16 protein-coding genes are annotated in these 17,839 nt (G+C 30.3%); 3 read left to right on the forward strand and 13 right to left on the reverse strand.

Going from position 1 to position 17,839, the window contains the following annotated elements:
* Positions 1 to 7 precede the first annotated feature (7 nt).
* A complete protein-coding gene (locus CQ046_RS08495; protein WP_105701847.1) occupies positions 8 to 1,006 on the forward strand; it encodes a class I SAM-dependent methyltransferase in 999 nt (332 codons plus the stop codon).
* A gap of 171 nt (positions 1,007 to 1,177) precedes the next feature.
* Here the strand turns inward: CQ046_RS08495 and CQ046_RS08500 are convergent, their stop codons facing one another.
* The 13 genes from CQ046_RS08500 to CQ046_RS08560 form a co-directional block, all read right to left on the reverse strand.
* Positions 1,178 to 1,432, reverse strand: a complete 255-nt coding sequence (locus tag CQ046_RS08500) for a hypothetical protein (RefSeq protein ID WP_105701848.1) — start codon at positions 1,430 to 1,432, stop codon at positions 1,178 to 1,180.
* Between the two features lie 161 nt (positions 1,433 to 1,593).
* Positions 1,594 to 1,923, reverse strand: a complete 330-nt coding sequence (locus CQ046_RS08505) for a hypothetical protein (RefSeq protein ID WP_105701849.1) — start codon at positions 1,921 to 1,923, stop codon at positions 1,594 to 1,596.
* 12 nt (positions 1,924 to 1,935) lie between these two features.
* Entirely contained in the window at positions 1,936 to 2,358 is a 423-nt protein-coding gene (locus CQ046_RS08510; protein WP_105701850.1) for a hypothetical protein, read from the reverse strand.
* A gap of 304 nt (positions 2,359 to 2,662) precedes the next feature.
* Entirely contained in the window at positions 2,663 to 3,658 is a 996-nt protein-coding gene (locus CQ046_RS08515; RefSeq protein WP_105701851.1) for a hypothetical protein, read from the reverse strand.
* A gap of 1 nt (position 3,659) precedes the next feature.
* A complete protein-coding gene (locus CQ046_RS08520; RefSeq protein WP_165790493.1) occupies positions 3,660 to 4,598 on the reverse strand; it encodes an HNH endonuclease in 939 nt (312 codons plus the stop codon).
* A gap of 189 nt (positions 4,599 to 4,787) precedes the next feature.
* Complete coding sequence (locus tag CQ046_RS08525; RefSeq protein ID WP_105701853.1) at positions 4,788 to 5,606, reverse strand: reverse transcriptase family protein; 819 nt, start codon at positions 5,604 to 5,606, stop codon at positions 4,788 to 4,790.
* Positions 5,590 to 5,892 carry a helix-turn-helix domain-containing protein gene (locus CQ046_RS08530; protein ID WP_105701854.1) on the reverse strand — a complete coding sequence of 101 codons (303 nt, stop codon included), beginning with the start codon at positions 5,890 to 5,892 and terminating at the stop codon, positions 5,590 to 5,592. Before CQ046_RS08530 ends, CQ046_RS08525 begins: the two co-directional genes overlap by 17 nt.
* A 36-nt stretch (positions 5,893 to 5,928) precedes the next feature.
* Positions 5,929 to 6,165 carry a hypothetical protein gene (locus CQ046_RS08535; RefSeq protein ID WP_105701855.1) on the reverse strand — a complete coding sequence of 79 codons (237 nt, stop codon included), beginning with the start codon at positions 6,163 to 6,165 and terminating at the stop codon, positions 5,929 to 5,931.
* Positions 6,166 to 6,835: 670 nt separating this feature from the next.
* Positions 6,836 to 8,131, reverse strand: a complete 1,296-nt coding sequence (locus CQ046_RS08540; RefSeq protein ID WP_105701856.1) for a BT4734/BF3469 family protein — start codon at positions 8,129 to 8,131, stop codon at positions 6,836 to 6,838.
* A gap of 190 nt (positions 8,132 to 8,321) precedes the next feature.
* Positions 8,322 to 9,098, reverse strand: a complete 777-nt coding sequence (locus tag CQ046_RS08545) for a DUF5131 family protein (RefSeq protein ID WP_105701857.1) — start codon at positions 9,096 to 9,098, stop codon at positions 8,322 to 8,324.
* A gap of 190 nt (positions 9,099 to 9,288) precedes the next feature.
* Positions 9,289 to 9,552, reverse strand: a complete 264-nt coding sequence (locus tag CQ046_RS08550) for a helix-turn-helix domain-containing protein (RefSeq protein ID WP_165790494.1) — start codon at positions 9,550 to 9,552, stop codon at positions 9,289 to 9,291.
* An 86-nt stretch (positions 9,553 to 9,638) separates the two neighbouring features.
* The gene (locus CQ046_RS08555) at positions 9,639 to 10,610 is read right to left on the reverse strand and encodes a hypothetical protein (protein ID WP_105701859.1); all 972 of its coding nucleotides are present in this window, start codon (positions 10,608 to 10,610) and stop codon (positions 9,639 to 9,641) included.
* Between the two features lie 4 nt (positions 10,611 to 10,614).
* Positions 10,615 to 12,084 carry a tyrosine-type recombinase/integrase gene (locus tag CQ046_RS08560; protein WP_105701860.1) on the reverse strand — a complete coding sequence of 490 codons (1,470 nt, stop codon included), beginning with the start codon at positions 12,082 to 12,084 and terminating at the stop codon, positions 10,615 to 10,617.
* A gap of 452 nt (positions 12,085 to 12,536) precedes the next feature.
* Between CQ046_RS08560 and CQ046_RS08565 the strand changes: the two genes are divergently transcribed.
* Positions 12,537 to 14,171, forward strand: a complete 1,635-nt coding sequence (locus tag CQ046_RS08565) for a T9SS type A sorting domain-containing protein (RefSeq protein ID WP_105701861.1) — start codon at positions 12,537 to 12,539, stop codon at positions 14,169 to 14,171.
* 3 nt (positions 14,172 to 14,174) lie between these two features.
* Positions 14,175 to 17,834 (forward strand): DUF5977 domain-containing protein, encoded by a 3,660-nt coding sequence (locus CQ046_RS08570; RefSeq protein ID WP_123906595.1) that lies wholly within the window; start codon positions 14,175 to 14,177, stop codon positions 17,832 to 17,834.
* Positions 17,835 to 17,839 lie beyond the last annotated feature (5 nt).

Here is a 17,839-nt window from a genome sequence, read left to right on the forward strand (position 1 = left end):
AAGCACAATGATGTACAAAAAAGAACACTCTGAAATAGATGGAGTTAAAATTTATATTGAAAACTTGGATAATTATATTGCAGAATCATATCTATTACTATCAAATCATAATAGATACAATGAGTTTTTCCTACACAAGTATATTAATCAGGAAAAAAGGAGAGAGTATTTTGATTCTTTGGTAAATGCTTATTTGCATAACTATAATAATATAAGGGAATTACTTGGGAAAATTAGACCATATGTTGATGTTGATAATGTATTAAATGTAAATACAAGTAGAGATAATGTAGTTAATGCTACACTAAAAGATTATATGTATTTACAGAGAGACTGGTGCTATTACAAAGATGGAGAAGCTCAAATTTCAAAGACTGTTGAATCTATTATTCAAAAAATACTCCCTTCCGAAATGGAAAATGCGCTATTCTTAGGATGTGGTGTAGGAAGATTAGCAGTAGAGTTTTCAAATTTCTTTACTAAGATACTTGCCACAGATAAATCATATTCAATGATTTGGCATATAACCAAACTTCTATCAGATACTAATTTTGAATTTTATACTCCTCAAGAAAAAAATATTTATTCATTAGAAAATGTAGCTCAAAAACATTTAGCGTCAATATCTGACAATCTAAAATCTAAAATAAAGGAAAAAGTAGATTTCTTTGTTTCAGATGTTTTAGATCTTCCATTAGAAAAAGACTGTATGGATGCAGTTTTTTCAATTTATTTTACAGATGTTATTGCTTTAAATTTATGGTTTGAAAAGATAAATAGTATTATCAAAAAAGGTGGTTACTTCATTCATTTTGGACCACTAGATTATTTTTTTTCTGCTGAATCTGAAATGCTTACGGCACAAGAATTTAAAGCTTTCTTTGAAGAAAATGGATATGAAACAATTACGGATGAAATTATTGAGACATCTCATTTAAATGATTCAAATTCATTCTCATATAAAGTGTATAGAAATTGGTTATTTATAGCAAAGAAAAATTATTGATGTTTTTAAAAACTATTTTTTGAAGTTACTGAATTTTAACTTACATGATAATTATATATTAAAAAATAATGAAAATGAAACTAACCTCGACAAATTATTCGAGGTTAGATTATATGCTTAGCTTAATCTCTAACAGCCACTACTTGATCTGACAGTTTGTATCTACGATTACTAAAAACTGTCAATATTCTGTTTTGATAGAGTAAGATTTAACAATTGATTTTTAAATAATTCTTCTAAAGGATTTTGAGGTTTACTTGTTATTACTGTTTTTAAATCTCTTTCAGACAATTCAGCAAACTCAACGGTCTTTAATATTGAGAAAACAACATCTTTTAGCCCTAACTTTCTGAGTGACATTCTAATTTCTTTGTCAGTTGGAAACTGGCTGTCTGTTTGTTTTAAATGGATTTTGTGATTTTTCATATTATGTGATATATTTTGAATTTATTATTAATAGGTTGGGCGGTGTTTGTCTCGTTTATTTCTGTGTCCCGCCTTCCTATACATCCTTACAACTGTCTGGACAGTTTCCTCAATGCGGTTGACCAATGAATTAAAAAAAGTTGAAAATATACTTTTCATAACTATAACTTTTTATATCCATTAACAAAATCAACGTAATTATTTGAGGTATGGATTAAATGAAAATACCTTTGAACAAATCGATTTTTATCTTTTATATAATCACTATAACTAATTATCTCATCCACCAAACCAGTAAAAGCCAAAATAAATAATATTGGGAAAGCAGGAATAAGCAATAAGCACCACCAATATTTTTTCAAAATTGCATTAGATGGATTTTCAAGAAGTGGTGGTAATGATCTTTTTAATTGTAGATATTCACTTTCAGAAACTGGTTTATAGGGTTTTGTAAAATAATACCTATACTGTTTAACTTGATGAATTGCCATAATGGTGATATTTTATTGTTTAGTTAAATAAAATGCACCTACAGTCGAAGCATAAGGATAATTTACCCACTCAATCTTTGTAGAACTGATCTTTTTAAATTTGTATTCTGCATTCGTAGATCCTGACTTTATAGTAAATTCATAAACTGTTTCAGAAATATTTTCTGGAACACTAGAAGAGGCTCCTAAACTTGTACCTTGCTGTAATATTGATTTGTAGCTTGTTTCTATACTTCCCGCAATAGTATAAAAATCATCATTAGTAAATTTATACAATGCTGTTCCGTCTTTTTGCCATTTTCCCTGAATCCATGCGGGAGGGTGAAAATACTGTGTTGCTACTGGATTGTTTGTTGTTTGTGTGCTGTCATCATCGTGATTTGAACAACCAATGAATGATAATGCTGTAAAAACTGTGAATAATAGTTTTTTCATAAATGAAAGTTTTACTCACTCAGTCCCGAAAAGTGAAGGTTTATAAATGCAGAAAGCACGGGATTAAACCATACTTGATGACAGAGGCTCTGACAAAGCCAACAACACAAATAGGAATAACCCGTGCCCATATAGCACGAGTCATAAACTATTTATTCTGTGTTGTTTTTTGAAACTGTCAGATTTCTGTCAACAAAATAAAAGCTATGCTTCTTGTTTTTCAATAAAATTTGAATTGCAAAGATATAAATTTTTGCAATCTGTGCTTAATAAGCAAAAATTGTTCCTAATTTATATGACATGATTACAAGTTCAAATAATCATTATTAAATAATCTAAACCTATCATCATCTGTTATAAAATTAAAATTACAACTGTGACAATATTTTAAAATTTCATTATTAATTCCTCTTGGAAAAGCATCAGTATATATCCATCTATTATAATCTGACATGTCTAAATTAATAGAAAGGGAATGCACATCTAATTTGTAACAATCTTTATATGAAACATGAGTCTTGCTGGGGAAATTTTCTTTATAGTCTTCATTAAAAGGTGGCTTAAATAAATTTATCAATGCAGCTTCTGTAAAATTAATTTTTTGATCTCCACTAATCTCCATTTTATCCAAATCTAAAAAATTCATAAAACGATTTACTTCATTATCTTTACTTTCAGTGTAAATATCAATTCCACCAATCATAGATGTAATATTTTTCTGCCCAAAATTTGCTAACATTAACCATATTTCTGAGTCTGGAAAACGAATAATCGCTTCGTTGTATATTTTTTGTAAAGTAGTATGACTATCTAATCTGTCAATTGCCGTTCTTTTTCCATCTTCACCATAAGCTTGACCAATATAAAGAACTTCATAATCTAGTAACGGAATATCATAGTCATAATCTTGTTGAATATTATCTATTAATGCTCCAACTTTTATATAAGTAACATCTCCATTTTCAAAGATTGCAGTAAAATAATTATTAGGATATTCTGAAAATATTTCTAGAACTTTATTATTAGCATGTGGAAATTTATGTATTTGAGTTATATATTTATCTTTTACCTGGATCTTAAATTTTAATTCATAAAATTCATCATTAGAAATAAAATAATCTGGATCAATAATTATTCTTGGACGTTTTAAAATAAAATAAATATGACAGGGATCATTTTCTGTAAAAACATTCATTTTAGAAAATACTTTTAATTCCTGTTGTTGCAATATTTGATATTTTTTTAAAAACATATTAATACCAAATTCAGAGCTATATCTATAAGTTTTATTTTCTAACATATTAATATTCAAATTTATCTACTCTTTCTTTTTTATCATAATACATAACAATTTCATCTGTAATAGATACTTTAGTTGGCTCTGCTAAGTTCATTTGGAATATCTCAATTTTTGCAATTTGGTTAATATCGTCATATAGGAAAGATGGAAATAGCTCTAACACTAATCCATTTTCTTTATTATGAATATCATCATTATTTTTGCTTATCGGAAGAAATAGCTGAATGACTATATTAGCAAATTGAATCACAAGAGTATATTCTGGAATTTCTGTTTTATTTATTAAAACATTTTTAGCTTTATATAAAAAGGCTTTTGGCTCTTTGAAAAAGACAGTTTTTAACATATATCTGTAAGCCGTAAAAAACTGAATTCCATTTAAAATTGGATTCTCCGAATTAATGAGTTCCAGATAATGTTTATTTTCTAAAATATCATTCTCCTTTAAAAGCGATATTCCTACTTTGAATAAAACTTTGTAAACAGAATAGGGGGAAAATTTTCTTGTACGAAACCTAACTGTCAACTTATTTCTTGCTTCATGGTATTCAAAGTCATTTAAGTTAGTATTAAAGTTAAAATATCTTTGATTCCCTTCCGCTTTTAATATTGTTGAGAATGAATCTTTCTTCTTTCTAGATTGAAAGGTTGGAATACCTTTTTTAGTTTTTAACCCCAGTAAGCTTAAATAATGCTGTATCATTGTTGCAGCATCATTTTCATATTTTTGAAACTTCTTATTACAATCATCACATTCAAAATTTGAGGTAACCTTGTTTTTTCCAAAAAGTTCGGGAATGATATGAGGAATAGAATTAAATTTTGATTGATCTGTTTGATTACAAAATCTACATATCTTATTTAGTAAATTTTTATCAAATTTTTCTACAGCATTTTCTGTAGAGCTATATAATTCATAATAATCTAAAAAATTTTTCACAATAAATATTTTAGATTATTAAGATTCATATATGTCATTTTCAAAATCTTCCTTACTACGAAAGTCTAAAGGAAACGGGCTGTAGGTTGGATATTTATTTAATGTTATATTAAATTCATCTAAAAAATAAGCATAATTTACAAATTCCATAATAAATTTTCAAATTAAAAAGTACAACAATCTATTTTTTTAATTCTTCCCATAGGTAATAACCCTGTGATAATACCTTTCCAACCCTTGTTTTTGTAAGTCAGATAACCCCTCAAGGTTATTTAATTTTTCTCGAAAATCATCTTTAACGTTTAACGTATTCTGTCCTACTTTTACTCCTGTAATATCAGCTTTTCCTTTTGTGAAAAAAGTTTTACTGTGATTCACAAAAAAACCATTTTTAATAATAATATCTCTTAGTTCAATTGACAGCTCTTTAAAATCAGTTGATGATGAAAATGTCATATCATCTACATAAACAGTAAAAGTTATTTCTTTTTTATCACAAATAGGTAGAATTTCTTTTACGGTATTCCATAATGCTAAATAAGCAATGTGAGTACTGTTAGCCCCGCCTTGTATCAAACCTCCTTTATAAGTTGTTAGTTTCGTCAATATACTCGCAACATCAGCGGAAAATCCATAATTTACAAATGCATTGTAAACCATTTTATTGTTAATATGAGGATAAAATTTTTTTAAATCTGTACAAAACTTATATGGCTTGCCTTTATGAAAATAAGCATTCAAGATATTATCTTTACTTTTCAACCCACCAATAAAAGGAGGAGAAGGAAATTCAATTTTTGTCAAAATATTTTTCAAAATAAGTTTGTGAACTTTTTTGAGCAACCCAACAGCTTCTGTAATTTCTCTTAACTTAATTCTTCCATCAGGCTTCGGTTGCTTTTTGATAAAAACGTTATAGTACTGTTGTGGATTTTGAGCTAAAGCCTTTAAATCCCTTTCCGACATTTTTAAATAATGTTCAGATAATTGTTTAAGACTTTGGATCATCTATATATATTTGTGCTATAAGCTCTTTTAGAGAGGGCTCTAATATTTTAAATATTTCTTTCTTTTGTTCTGGAACATCACTTTCATCCAAACTTAAAAAAAACAATATTGGCAAAGGAATTTCCAATTGTTCAGCAATTGTTTTAAGCAAGGATAAATTAGGTTCTTTCTGATTACTTTCGATAAGAGAAAGGTATGTTTGTGAGACTTGGCATAATTCTGCAAATTCTCCCTGTTTTATACCTTTCTGTTTTCGGAAATCTTTTATTACTTGACCTATATTCATAAGTATAATTTGAAAATTAAGATAGAGATGTTGGATTTAGAATAAATTTTCAATACCGAATAAATGGAGTAAATCAATTATTACTCTAGCTATTGCTATTGAATCGTTTTTGTCAAATACGGTTTTATTAAGTTTCCTTAATTCTGCCAAGCTTTCTTCGATTAAACGAATATCATCATCCAAGAGCAATTCACGGCTCTTTTCAAGAACTGTTTCAAGATTATTGATAACAGCTTCTACACGAGTTGTACGACTGAAAAATGTTTTTTTCATAACTTATTTTTTTATTGTTATTAAAATTTTAATGCAATGCTTAGCTTTACATCGCCTGCTTCAATCAATGTATATTAGCAAATGCATACTCGTAAGTTGCTGTCATCTCTATCAGATTCCTGCTTCCATAAATAAAAATTAATCCTCGATTTATTTTCTAATTAAAAATAATCTCATCTAATAATTAAAAATGGAAAGCATGTAAAACATCTATTGTTAACCTCGTAATTGCTTCTATTGTTAAATTTGAAATCCCAAAATATCAACCATTAATTGATCTATTGGCTCCTAATCGTTTAAAAGAATTGCTAGCTGTAAAAAGTAATCATCCTTTGAAATTGTCATTGGAAAAAAACTTGAAAACAGTATGTAAACCATAGGGGTTACCTCTCAGGGTTTAATGTTGCATAAACAATATGTGTCGCTTAAAAATACCTTTCGGTTGTGAAACTTAATTCACTTCAATTCATACATTTGCTAATATACCTCGTGTAATTCAAAGAACTTCTTTAGCAAAGATAAAAATATTTTTTTAACTCACAATTAAAAAAAACAAATATTTTCAATCCACCAGTTATAATAATCTTTAGAAACTACATTTTATTTAATTAATAACTATACAGACACATAGTCTTTAGCAATATTATGGTATTTAAGAATAATATATTTTTTAACAATTAGGAATTTCTTCTTTATTATCTCTAAAATAGTTATACACCAATGTCTTTTTTAATATTCCATTTCCAAGTTCCAATACTTTTTTAGGAGTTATTTTACCACTTTCATTACAGTTCCAATTGCAGAGTATTTCTGAAATCATATTTTTCTTTTCATCCGTTTTTTGTCTTTTTTCTTCGTGAAGAATTGGCAGGAACTTTAAAGTCTTTTCAACAGGGCTAAGAGTAACATTTTCAAAGAAAAATCTTTTATCCTTTTTACAAATAGGCTTAAATTTATCTTGATTATGATATGCCTTAAATATAATAGTTTGTAGTTCCTTGTATCCTAATGGCTCTAAAAGGTTTCTCATATTAGCATTTGATATTATTTTGTGTAACAATTCTTTTGTCATATCAGGATTCAGAAATAATAAATTCTTAGCATACAACCCTAATGTTCTTTCACGATTTCCTCTTTTTACATTTTTAGGCATATAAGCAATTATATATTTGACTTTATTTTTGCCACAATCATGAATACCATCATTATTATAATGAAACTCCATATTTTCAGTCACTTCGTCAAGATTATCATATCTTATTGTTATTTTTCCGTCACAGTGTACACCTAATAAAGATTTATCTTTATTGATAGTGTTACGGAAAAGTGACTGTTTAGATTTTTCCTTATTTTTAGAACTTTCATTGGAAATTACATTTTCAAAATTTAGAGAATCAATGTCAATTATAGTAGATGTAGGTTTATATACCGCATCTGGATCATATGAAAGAACTGTCAACCTATCTATTGAATGCGCTTTTTTATCTATTGGGAGTTTTAATATTCTCCGAATATACTTACAAGCATCAAGATAATTAGAAGGAGTAATTCCAGAAACTCTAACTACTAACCCAAATCCAGTATTAGAGACACTTTTCCAATAGGCTGCTATATATTGATTATTATCTAATTGTTGTTTTAATATTTCTGAAGTATTATTATCAATATCAAAAAATAAATAGCCTGTGGGATTTTTAGTGTTTTCACTTATCATTTTATTGTTAGCATAGTTAAAATGAAGTATTGCACAGGAGATTTGATTTAATTTGATTTTATTAAACTCAGGACTTTTCTTCTTAAATGTTCTAAGCTTGTTAATAGCTATATTCTCAGGTTTACTATCTGATTTTACTAAGTCAATAAATTCTTTTAAATCTTTTACAGAATATACAATATCTCTAAATGTTATGGCTTTACAAAGATTGATAATTGTACTGGGCGTGTTGTTAAAATATTGATATTCCATAATTATTTATTATTATTCAAAATAAGGGCATAGCGATAGCTCATACAGCTTGTGTGCTATACTTTTTGAGGGTTTGTGTTGTTTTAAAATTTTAGTTGATTTTTGGGCTGTTATTTGAGATCCAAGCCCGACTACATGAATGAGTGACAGGCTTATTATGCGCAATCTAAGCCAAACTGTATAATAGTTATTAGAACAAAGTCAACTGTCCTTTTGTTGTATTAATAGTTCCTAGTTTTTTATCAGGAAATTGTCTTATTTGAAACTTTTGTTCCCATTCATCAATGTTTCCACCATGTCTGTCTTTTAATTTCAATATATTGGCTTGATAAGTTCCCAATTGTTTCACAAAGCATTTTACATTGTTTTTGACTGAAGCATTGATTAATTTTTCTGCCCATTCCAATTCCATTGGTCTGTATCTGAATTTACCTATATCATTGCCACTTTCACCTCCGATAATGCTCCAGTCTAATTTATTCATGTTTTCGTCCCAATTAATCTCACCGATCAGCGGCTCAAAACTAGCAAATGTGATACAATCTAAATCATTCAGATAAGCAATTCTGTTCACCTGTTCTTGGCTTTCAACAGAAACTCCAATCCAGACATTGTTTAGCTCATTAAAAAAATCAGGGAGATTATCTTTGATTCTTTCAGGTCTTTTGGTCAAGATCTGGTAGGTATGCTGTGGAGTTTTTCTAATGATTTCCCAAGCTTCATTTCTCCATGCATCGGCTTCTTCGATAAACCAATCACTCCATGAGCATGTAAATATTAATTGAGGATCTTTCCACTTTAAGGGCTGACCAAACATTGTTTTTGATTTTAATATCATTGTAGGATCTTGTCCATATCTGTCTTTATCTCTGTACATATAACAGAATTTGCATCCTGGTGAGACTTTTTTACATCCATGCCACGGATTCCAAGTGGCTTCTGTCCATTGAATTTTTGTTTTTTCCATAATATTGAATATTTATTTAAAATTTAGACATACCAATAGCTCCCCCTAGCACCTTTACTACGGTTTATGTCTTGTTATGTTATTATTAAAATTAGGGATTGAAAAAGAGTAGTTTCAGCAGCTTATATGTACACTCTAAGCAAACTGTCAACTGATTGATCGCAAGAGTTGGATCTTGCAATAAGAAAAATTAAGAAGCTAACTTCAATTTGGAAAGTATTTCCTCTCTGGTATAATATACTCTCCCTCCAAATGTGATTGGAACTAAAACCCCGCTTTTTGACCAATTGTTTAATGTTCCAGGTGAAACACCGAAATACTCCGCTGCTTCGTTTCTTGTCATTATTTCTTTGCCTTCTGACTTACATATTTCTGCCAGTTTACTCTCAAATTGATTTAATTTGTCCTCAATTAAATCTTCAATTTTTTTAAAAAAATCTTTGAAAAATTCCATATCTCTATTCTTATTTTTAATTATACACAAAGATATTTCATTCATTCTTCATACTGTGGGCATAACGGTATAAACAGAGTATAGAATTAATCTTGTTCAATTAGTTGTAATAATTTTTGATATTTTTCCTTAAAAAATGGGGCTATTGGTTTCTTTTGTTCTGTAAAATCATGATAAATCAATTCTACATATTTAAAATTATCTTTGTGAAAAATATTGTTCTTAGGTGCAAAATCATTTAAAGTTTGCCTTATATAAGATGAAAAAGAGTTATGCTTAAAACCAAAATATTTGGAATACTGAATCGAAAACTCATTAGCATTATCAAATTGTACACCATCATACATTAAAAGTTTAACATCTTTGCCCTGTAATATGGAAAAAGTACCATTAGCAAACAAACACCCAAATTTATATAAATCAGTATTTCTTAGCCTATTACTTTTTATTTCTTCCACATCTATAATCCTATTTAAACCATATTTGTCCAATAATTCAGGGAAAATAAACTCATATTCTGATCGCAAACTATCAAACAGTTCTTTATTAAATATTTTAAATGAACCACAAACTGTCTTGCGAATGGCATCACAACCCGAAGTTTGCATGAACTCTTCTAAAAAATATTCAGAAAAATTAAGCTCCTGTAATAATGACTGAAAAAACATTTTAGACTGGGTATCTGATAATCCTGCAAACTGTTCTCTAACGGATAAAAGAAACTCATTGAGAAAAGTCTCATTTATGAATGTCAAAAAAGCATAATCCCATTCCTTAAAATCGAAATCATCTGAAAAATCTTCATAATTCAATGATGAATAATTTCCTTCAATTTCATCATTTAAAAAGTAAAAATCATATTTTGGTGATTGTTCAAATTCTTCTTTTGTAATAACTATTTTTTGAATTTCTTCAGGAGTATGCTCTAAGCAATAATAAATTCTTTCTATCTGCTTATCACTCGTAGGAATTAAGTCTCCAAAACGTAAAATGACATCATCCAATAAATACTCACTTCTAATAAGTAAGTCATTATACTTTATATTACTAAACTTCATTATGTTAAGATGCTGATTTATTAATATTTATATCAATTATCTTTCCTATTTGTTCCAAGTCTCCACTCTCATATAATTCTTTCATCATCTGCATTTGACTTTTCAGCTCTTCAATTTGTTTTGCCTGTAAATCTACCTTTTGAAGTTTCTCACTCCTCTGTTTGATACTTTCCTGTCTAATCTGCTCATGCTCAAATGTTGGTCTGAAATAAATCTTAAACGTGCTTTCATTGGTATGACCTGTGTACTGCCATATCTCCAATAAGTCCCACCCCTCAATATATCGGTTTGTGCAAAAACTCCTCCTAGAATCATGAAAAGCAACTTTATCAGCAAAATTGATATTTTCAAACACAACTCCTTCATGGGTTGGTCTTTCACGAACAATTATTTTTTCACTAAAATAGGGAATTGCCTTAAACAGTTCTTTCAAATATATATTCGTATTCTGGTTAGAAACTGCAATACTTTTAATATCATTGTTATATTTGTTTAAAATTTCTTCTGTATATCCGAAAAGTGGAAAGCTTACGGTCTTATAATTATCGGTACGGGAACCTTTATTCAATAAAATACTTATCGTTTTAGTATTGTGGTCGATATGTCCATTCTCAATTCTTTTTAGATCTCCAAATCTGAGTGAAGCATGGCAACCAAGAACAAATAAATCTCTTATTCTTTCCAATCTCGGTGAACTTGAAAAATCATATTCGTACAATATATTGATCTCAGGTTCAGTCAAAACAGTGTGGAAACTTGGAGGAACTTTAATACTATATTCGTCTTGCATATAGCTTCTGTTATTTGTATAACCTTTTTCAAATGCCCGTTTCTGTATTGCGGATAATCTTTTGATTCGGGTTCTGAGTGTGCTTAATTCTTTTACTCTTTCTGTATCAAGTAACCAGTTCTGGAACTCTAAACACAGTACTTCATCGAATTTATCAATGTCAAGAAAAATATTATTATCAGTAGCAAAATCTTTTAAATCTCGATACATTACATTAAAAGACGATGCATAGGTTTTATGAGTAGGCTTTTGCCCCGATGTTATAGCACGATTGTTTTTAAGCTCACTCACTCGCATGAACTCTTGGAATACATCATCAAAAGATTTTTTGTTTTTCTGCACTGTGTTGAGTTCCTTCCCCTCCATTGCATTATCTACAATGGTTTTTAATTCTTCCTTTGTTGGTAAACGGTTGTAATGCTCATTAAAATTTTTATGAGTATCCACAATAGAAGTTTTGAACTTACTGAGTTTCTGATTGATTTCTCTTTTATCTGCACCAGAAGTGACCGTTTTAGAATCAACAGCCCAATTATTTGGAGCAACTTTTAGACCTGTTGAAAAATCTACTTTCAAATCTTTAAACGAATATCTTCCCATAATTCGGGAGATTTCTTTTGTGGGTTCTTTCAGCCTGAAATTTACGCTTCCTGTTTCGTTGCTGTATTTCTTCACTACTGTCATAAAATAAAAAAATTCGTACAGCAAATATACGAATATTATAAACTTGGTCACTATTTTGGTCACTGTAAATTTTGAATCTATTTAAATTTATTTATACACAATAAAATTCAATCACTTATTAATGAGCATTTTGAAAGAACAAATAGATTCAATGAAGTATAAATAAATACACAATGTTATTCCCTGTGGGTCTACAAACCATCCTTTTTTAAGGGTGGTTTTCTTTTTTTATAGCTTTCTTTTTTTTTCCACATTTCCAAAATTCTTAAAAAATGTCCTCATTATAGTTATTACTACAAGACATTTTGAATTACACCTTACATAAACAAGAAGACACCAAAAGGTGACAAAACTCATAATAATCCCTTTCTCCAAAAGACTCTTTCGCATTAAAAAAAATTAAATTTGCAAGGTCACAAAAAACTAATACTAACTCAAAAAAACGACACGAAATGAGGAAACTTTATCTCGGTGCATTTACTTTATGCGCGACATTGAGTCTATCTGCTCAGGAAGTGGTGTGGCAGAAAGATATTAAATCCTCTACACAGGATTTTCTAAGCCAAGTTACCACAACTATTGATCAACAGTATCTGATTACTGGGAGCTCAATTCAAAAAAACAAGAAACAAATTTCGGGAAGCGAACAAAACAACGGTTACGATTTTCACTTAGTAAAACTAAACCAACAAGGCGAAGAAGTTTGGGAAAAGTATTTCGCAGGGCAAAATCATGATTATTTATCAGCTACAGTCGCAGCACAGGATGGTGGATTTCTTTTAGCCGGAACATCCTCATCAGGAAAAGGTCTTGATAAAAAAGAGGATTCCAAGGGTGGATCAGATATCTGGCTGATCAGAATCAATGAATTTGGAGATGAACTATGGCAAAAAACCTTGGGAACTTCATCCAATGAAGAAGCTAATGCAGTTATTCAAACTACGGATTTAGGTTTTTTTATTGCAGGATCTATCACCACTTTTCAGGATTCTAAAATAAGAGGTTATGGTTCAAAAGATGTCTGGATGATACGACTTGATAAGGACGGAAAAGAATTATCACAATTAATTTTAGGTGGAAAAGGGTTAGATGAAGTTGAAAAAATAATTCCAACGAAAGATGGTGGAGCATTACTGGGAATTTATTCAAGGAGTTCCGAGGTCCGTGTTTCGGGTTCTGAAAAAGGTTCCGAGATGCGAAGTGCAGGTTCTGTGTCAAACGTTCAAAACTCGAACCCCGCATCCCGAACCTCAAAACAAACAGAAAACTTCGGTGAAGGCGACTACTGGATTGTCAAGCTAGACAAAAACGGAAAAGTAGAATGGGAAAAGAACTTTGGAGGAAAGGGAGATGATCATATAAGAACTTTAGCCTTAACATCAAACGGATTCATAATTGGTGGGGAATCAAGATCAGAAAGATCAGGAAATAAAACCGTAGATATTGAAGAGGGAACAGATCTTTGGCTTATTTCTTTGAACGAAAGAGGAGATGAACAGTGGCAAAAATCTTACAATTTCAAGAATCGTGATGTCTTAATGGGAATGAGCATTCTCCATTCTGCTGACGATAATTCTTCAAAAGGTATTCTACTAGGAGGATATACTCAGGCAGAAGGAAGAATAGAGAAAAATGATGAAAAATTCTGGATACTTTATCTTGACCATAATGGCCATGAACAATGGAGAAAATATTTGGATGGAAGTTCAAAACAAGAAAGGTTATCCGATTTAAAATTGAACAGAGATGGTTCAATTGTCCTGGCCGGAACCAGCACAGAAGAAACAGGCAAAGAAAATTGGAAAATCGTAAAGCTAGGAGATAAGAACATTGATCAGTTAATTGAAAAATATGATATCAAAATTTATCCTAATCCAGTCGCAGATTATGCCTATGTAGAAATTGGCTTTGATTTTAAAGAAGCAGATATTCTAGTGTATGATATGAGCGGAAGACAGCTTCAAAGTATGAAAACCACCAATAGAGTGACAAAGATCAATACACAAAATCTAATACAAGGAGCTTATTTAGTCACTATAAAAACTAATAATAACAAAGCAGCAAACGCAAAACTAATCAAGAAATAAACTATGAAATATAAAGTTTTAATACTATTACTTTTTTTTAAGGTGATAATCATTGAAGCCCAATTTGCCCCATTTTCTGAAGGACAAAGATACCATGCTCCTGATTTATTCAGAAAACCTGAAGTATCTTCATTAGGGACATATGGCGATACTGAGGTAAACATCTCAGAAGGCAAGCCCAATATCAATATCAATTTATATACAATCAAAGTTGATTCAGAAAATGCTTTTGATATCAGTCTGAGTTATGATATAGCTGCCAACAAACCGGACAATGTACCCTCATGGACAGGACTTGGTTGGAACCTCAGCAGTTCTGGTTCTATTACAAGAAGCCTGAGAGGAGAAGTGGATGAAGTTAACGGAGAAGCTTATTATTTTAATACTGGTAATTATTTAGGTGCTGGTGATTGGGATTCATATGGTAAAATGCAAACTTATATTGAAAAAAGTAAGCATGTGGAAAAAACAGCTTCTCCAGATATCTTTTATTTTTCTGTGGGTAGTCTTCATGGAAAATTTTTTAAAAATCATCAAGGAAACTGGATTGTTAGCTGTAATGAACAGGATGTTATAGTTTCTGATATTTTAAGAAATAACGATTTAGGTATGCAGAGTTTCATATATTCCTTTACAATAACAGATAGCAGAGGAAATATATATACATTTGGAGGAAGTCCTGAATCTATAGAAAGATACAGGCTAAGAAAGAAATACATTCTAGATTCAGAATTCTATGATTATGTTAAAAACTGGCATTTAACCAGTATAACATACAATTCTAATAAAAGGATTAATTTCAGTTATAATCAGGCTGGAAGAATATACAATAAACAGATATTTGGTAACTACAAAAGACATTCATTTAAGAATTGGAATGGATACACAGGATGTGCCTATAATATAAGTCAGCATGATTGCTTTAGGCTTGCCGCATTCGAAGAGGGTGATGTTTCTTATTTAAGTAAAATTACCTTTGATTCCGGAGAGATTACTTTTAATAGATCAATAGCCAACAATTTAGAGTTTAAAATGAATGGGGCTACTATTGACAGAAACGACATAAGGCCTGATAATAGCTATTACAATAGTAAACACAGATATAAGCTTGAAAGCATCATCATCAATTACAAAAATGTCAATGTAGACAAAATTTTCTTTAATTATAATGAGGATCCGTCAAAGCGTTTAAAATTACAGGCTCTTGCAATAGGAAAAGATCCATTGACAGCCAAGAAGTATGCATTTGAATACAATCCTAATCTATTTCCTGATTTTCATAGTAATAATATTGACCACTGGGGGTATTTTAATAATAGATACTTCAATACATATTCAATAGATATGATGAATTTTGCGCAAGTTAATGACACTTATTACCAATCCAGAGAACCAAATTTTCAGCTTAATGAAATTTTGGAGAAAATAATTTACCCAACAAGTGGCTATTCAAAATTCATTTATGAACCTCATACCTATTCTAAAGCAATTGACTACAATAATGGCTTCTATGTAAGCAACACTTCAAATAATACAACAGGAGGCTTCAGGGTTAAAGAAATTATTGATTTTGATGGGAATCTGGAAAAAAAGAAGCAGTATTTTTATATAAATGATTATTTTGGAGGCAACACTCAGTCCAGCGGTACAGTAGGAAGAATTCAAAACTATTCATCCGGAAGTGTTATTATGCAGGAGCTATCTTCTTCCAATGTTTTCAATTCTACCAATAATTCTCATATTGTATATTCTAAAGTATATGAAAAACTATCAAATGGAGGTGTTACAGAATATACATTTACAAATCAGGATAATGGTTATATAGATTCAAAAGCCAGCAATTTTCTAACAGGATGTGCATTTACTCGCGGATTTGCAGGTCCAAATGGAAATGGCGCAATAAGCTGGGCGGGTGCTGCTATAGAATATTATACCCCTTCTTCCACATTTTACAAAGAATATAATTCTTTAGAGAATGAAAGAGCAAAGATATTATCGAAAACAGAGTTTGACAATACCGGGAAAAAACTTACAAAAAACACGTATCAATATTCTGATGACCCACAAAGGTTTGAAAAGTACGGAAGATTTTTAAGTCTTGAAATCGGCGACTATGGAATATTTAGTGAAATAGCTCCTGCCGGCACTCCTCAGGCTGACCAAAGATACCTTACTTCATTGGCTAAGGTAGCAGCTTACAGAATATATTTTTACAATCACTATCTAAAATCTGAAAGTAGTACGGTTTATAATGGAAACAATGAATCTACTACTACAAAGAAATATTTTTATAATGGAGCACTTCACAATCAACTTACCAGTGAAGAAACAACTCTTCCTGATAATTCAACAAAGAAAACCACATTTCAATATGCTACAGATTTAAGACACGGTAATCAGCCGGTACAACACTTACCTCCTTATCGTTCAATACCTTATATGATTATTAACAATATGTTAGGTATTCCTTTGATTACCTCTTTGTATAAAGATAATGTCTTACAGAAAAGAGATCAGATTTTCTATGAAATTACCCCTGAGAGTACGTCTGTTATTTTACCTAAAACCAAATTATCTTACTCAGATGATAAAACAGTCATGACACCAGGCTACGGGTATCCTTCAATTCCAGTGCCTGCACCATCACCCGCCAATACAGATATGGAGATCAGCTATGATAAATATGACAATAAAGGAAATTTGCTACAATATACTTTAAAAGATAATATTCCCGTAACCTTACTCTGGGGATATGGACAAACTCAGCCTATAGCTAAAATTGAAGGAATAACTTATTCCGAATTAGCAACTAAACTTAATTTCCAGAATACCAATTCCGGATATACAACACTGCCAATAGTAATAAGTTCAGATTCAGATACAAGTGCCAATTATGAAAAGCAGACATTGATTCCTGAATTAGATAATTTCAGAAAAAATCCGACATTGAAAGATTATCCGGTTTCTACTTATACTTATGATCCTTTAATAGGTATTACAAGCATCACTCCTCCTTCAGGAATCAGAGAATACTATATTTATGACTCTGCTAACAAACTGGAAAAAATTGTAGATATCAATAATAAGATTGTAAAAGAGTACACCTATAATTACAGCAGCAAACTTTCATCTTACCAAAGCGCTCCAAGGAGTCAGACTTTTACGAGAAACAACTGTACTTATCTGCAAAATCCTGGAAATTACACATATAACCTTCCACAAGGTGCTTTTATTTCATATTTCAGCCAGATTGATGCCGATCAAATGGCACAGAATGAACTGAATTATAATGGTCAAAATTTAGCTAATATTAATGCAGTTTGTGAAACTAAACCATTCGATTGTACTGTAAACACAGATTTTAATGTATGGAACAATTCTTCAACTTTTTTTAATAAAGTAACTAATAACAATTACTCAAGTTATCTTGTTACCATAGCATTCAACACAAAAAATTATAATTGGGGAAATTTCGGAACCAGAGTTAAAATTGGAAGAATCAACGGAATGTGTCGTCCGCAATTCTCAAAGCATATTTTTGCTTTTCCATGGAGTATTGATGTAGAAAGTAATGGTGATATTTATGCAAGCCTTTTTTCTGCAACAACTTCTTATAACCCTAATTCTGATCTTATTATACACTTTGCTGTCCCATTTAACTAGTAACC

The sequence above is a fragment of the Chryseobacterium sp. MYb7 genome (assembly GCF_002979455.1).
Taxonomy (GTDB): domain Bacteria; phylum Bacteroidota; class Bacteroidia; order Flavobacteriales; family Weeksellaceae; genus Chryseobacterium.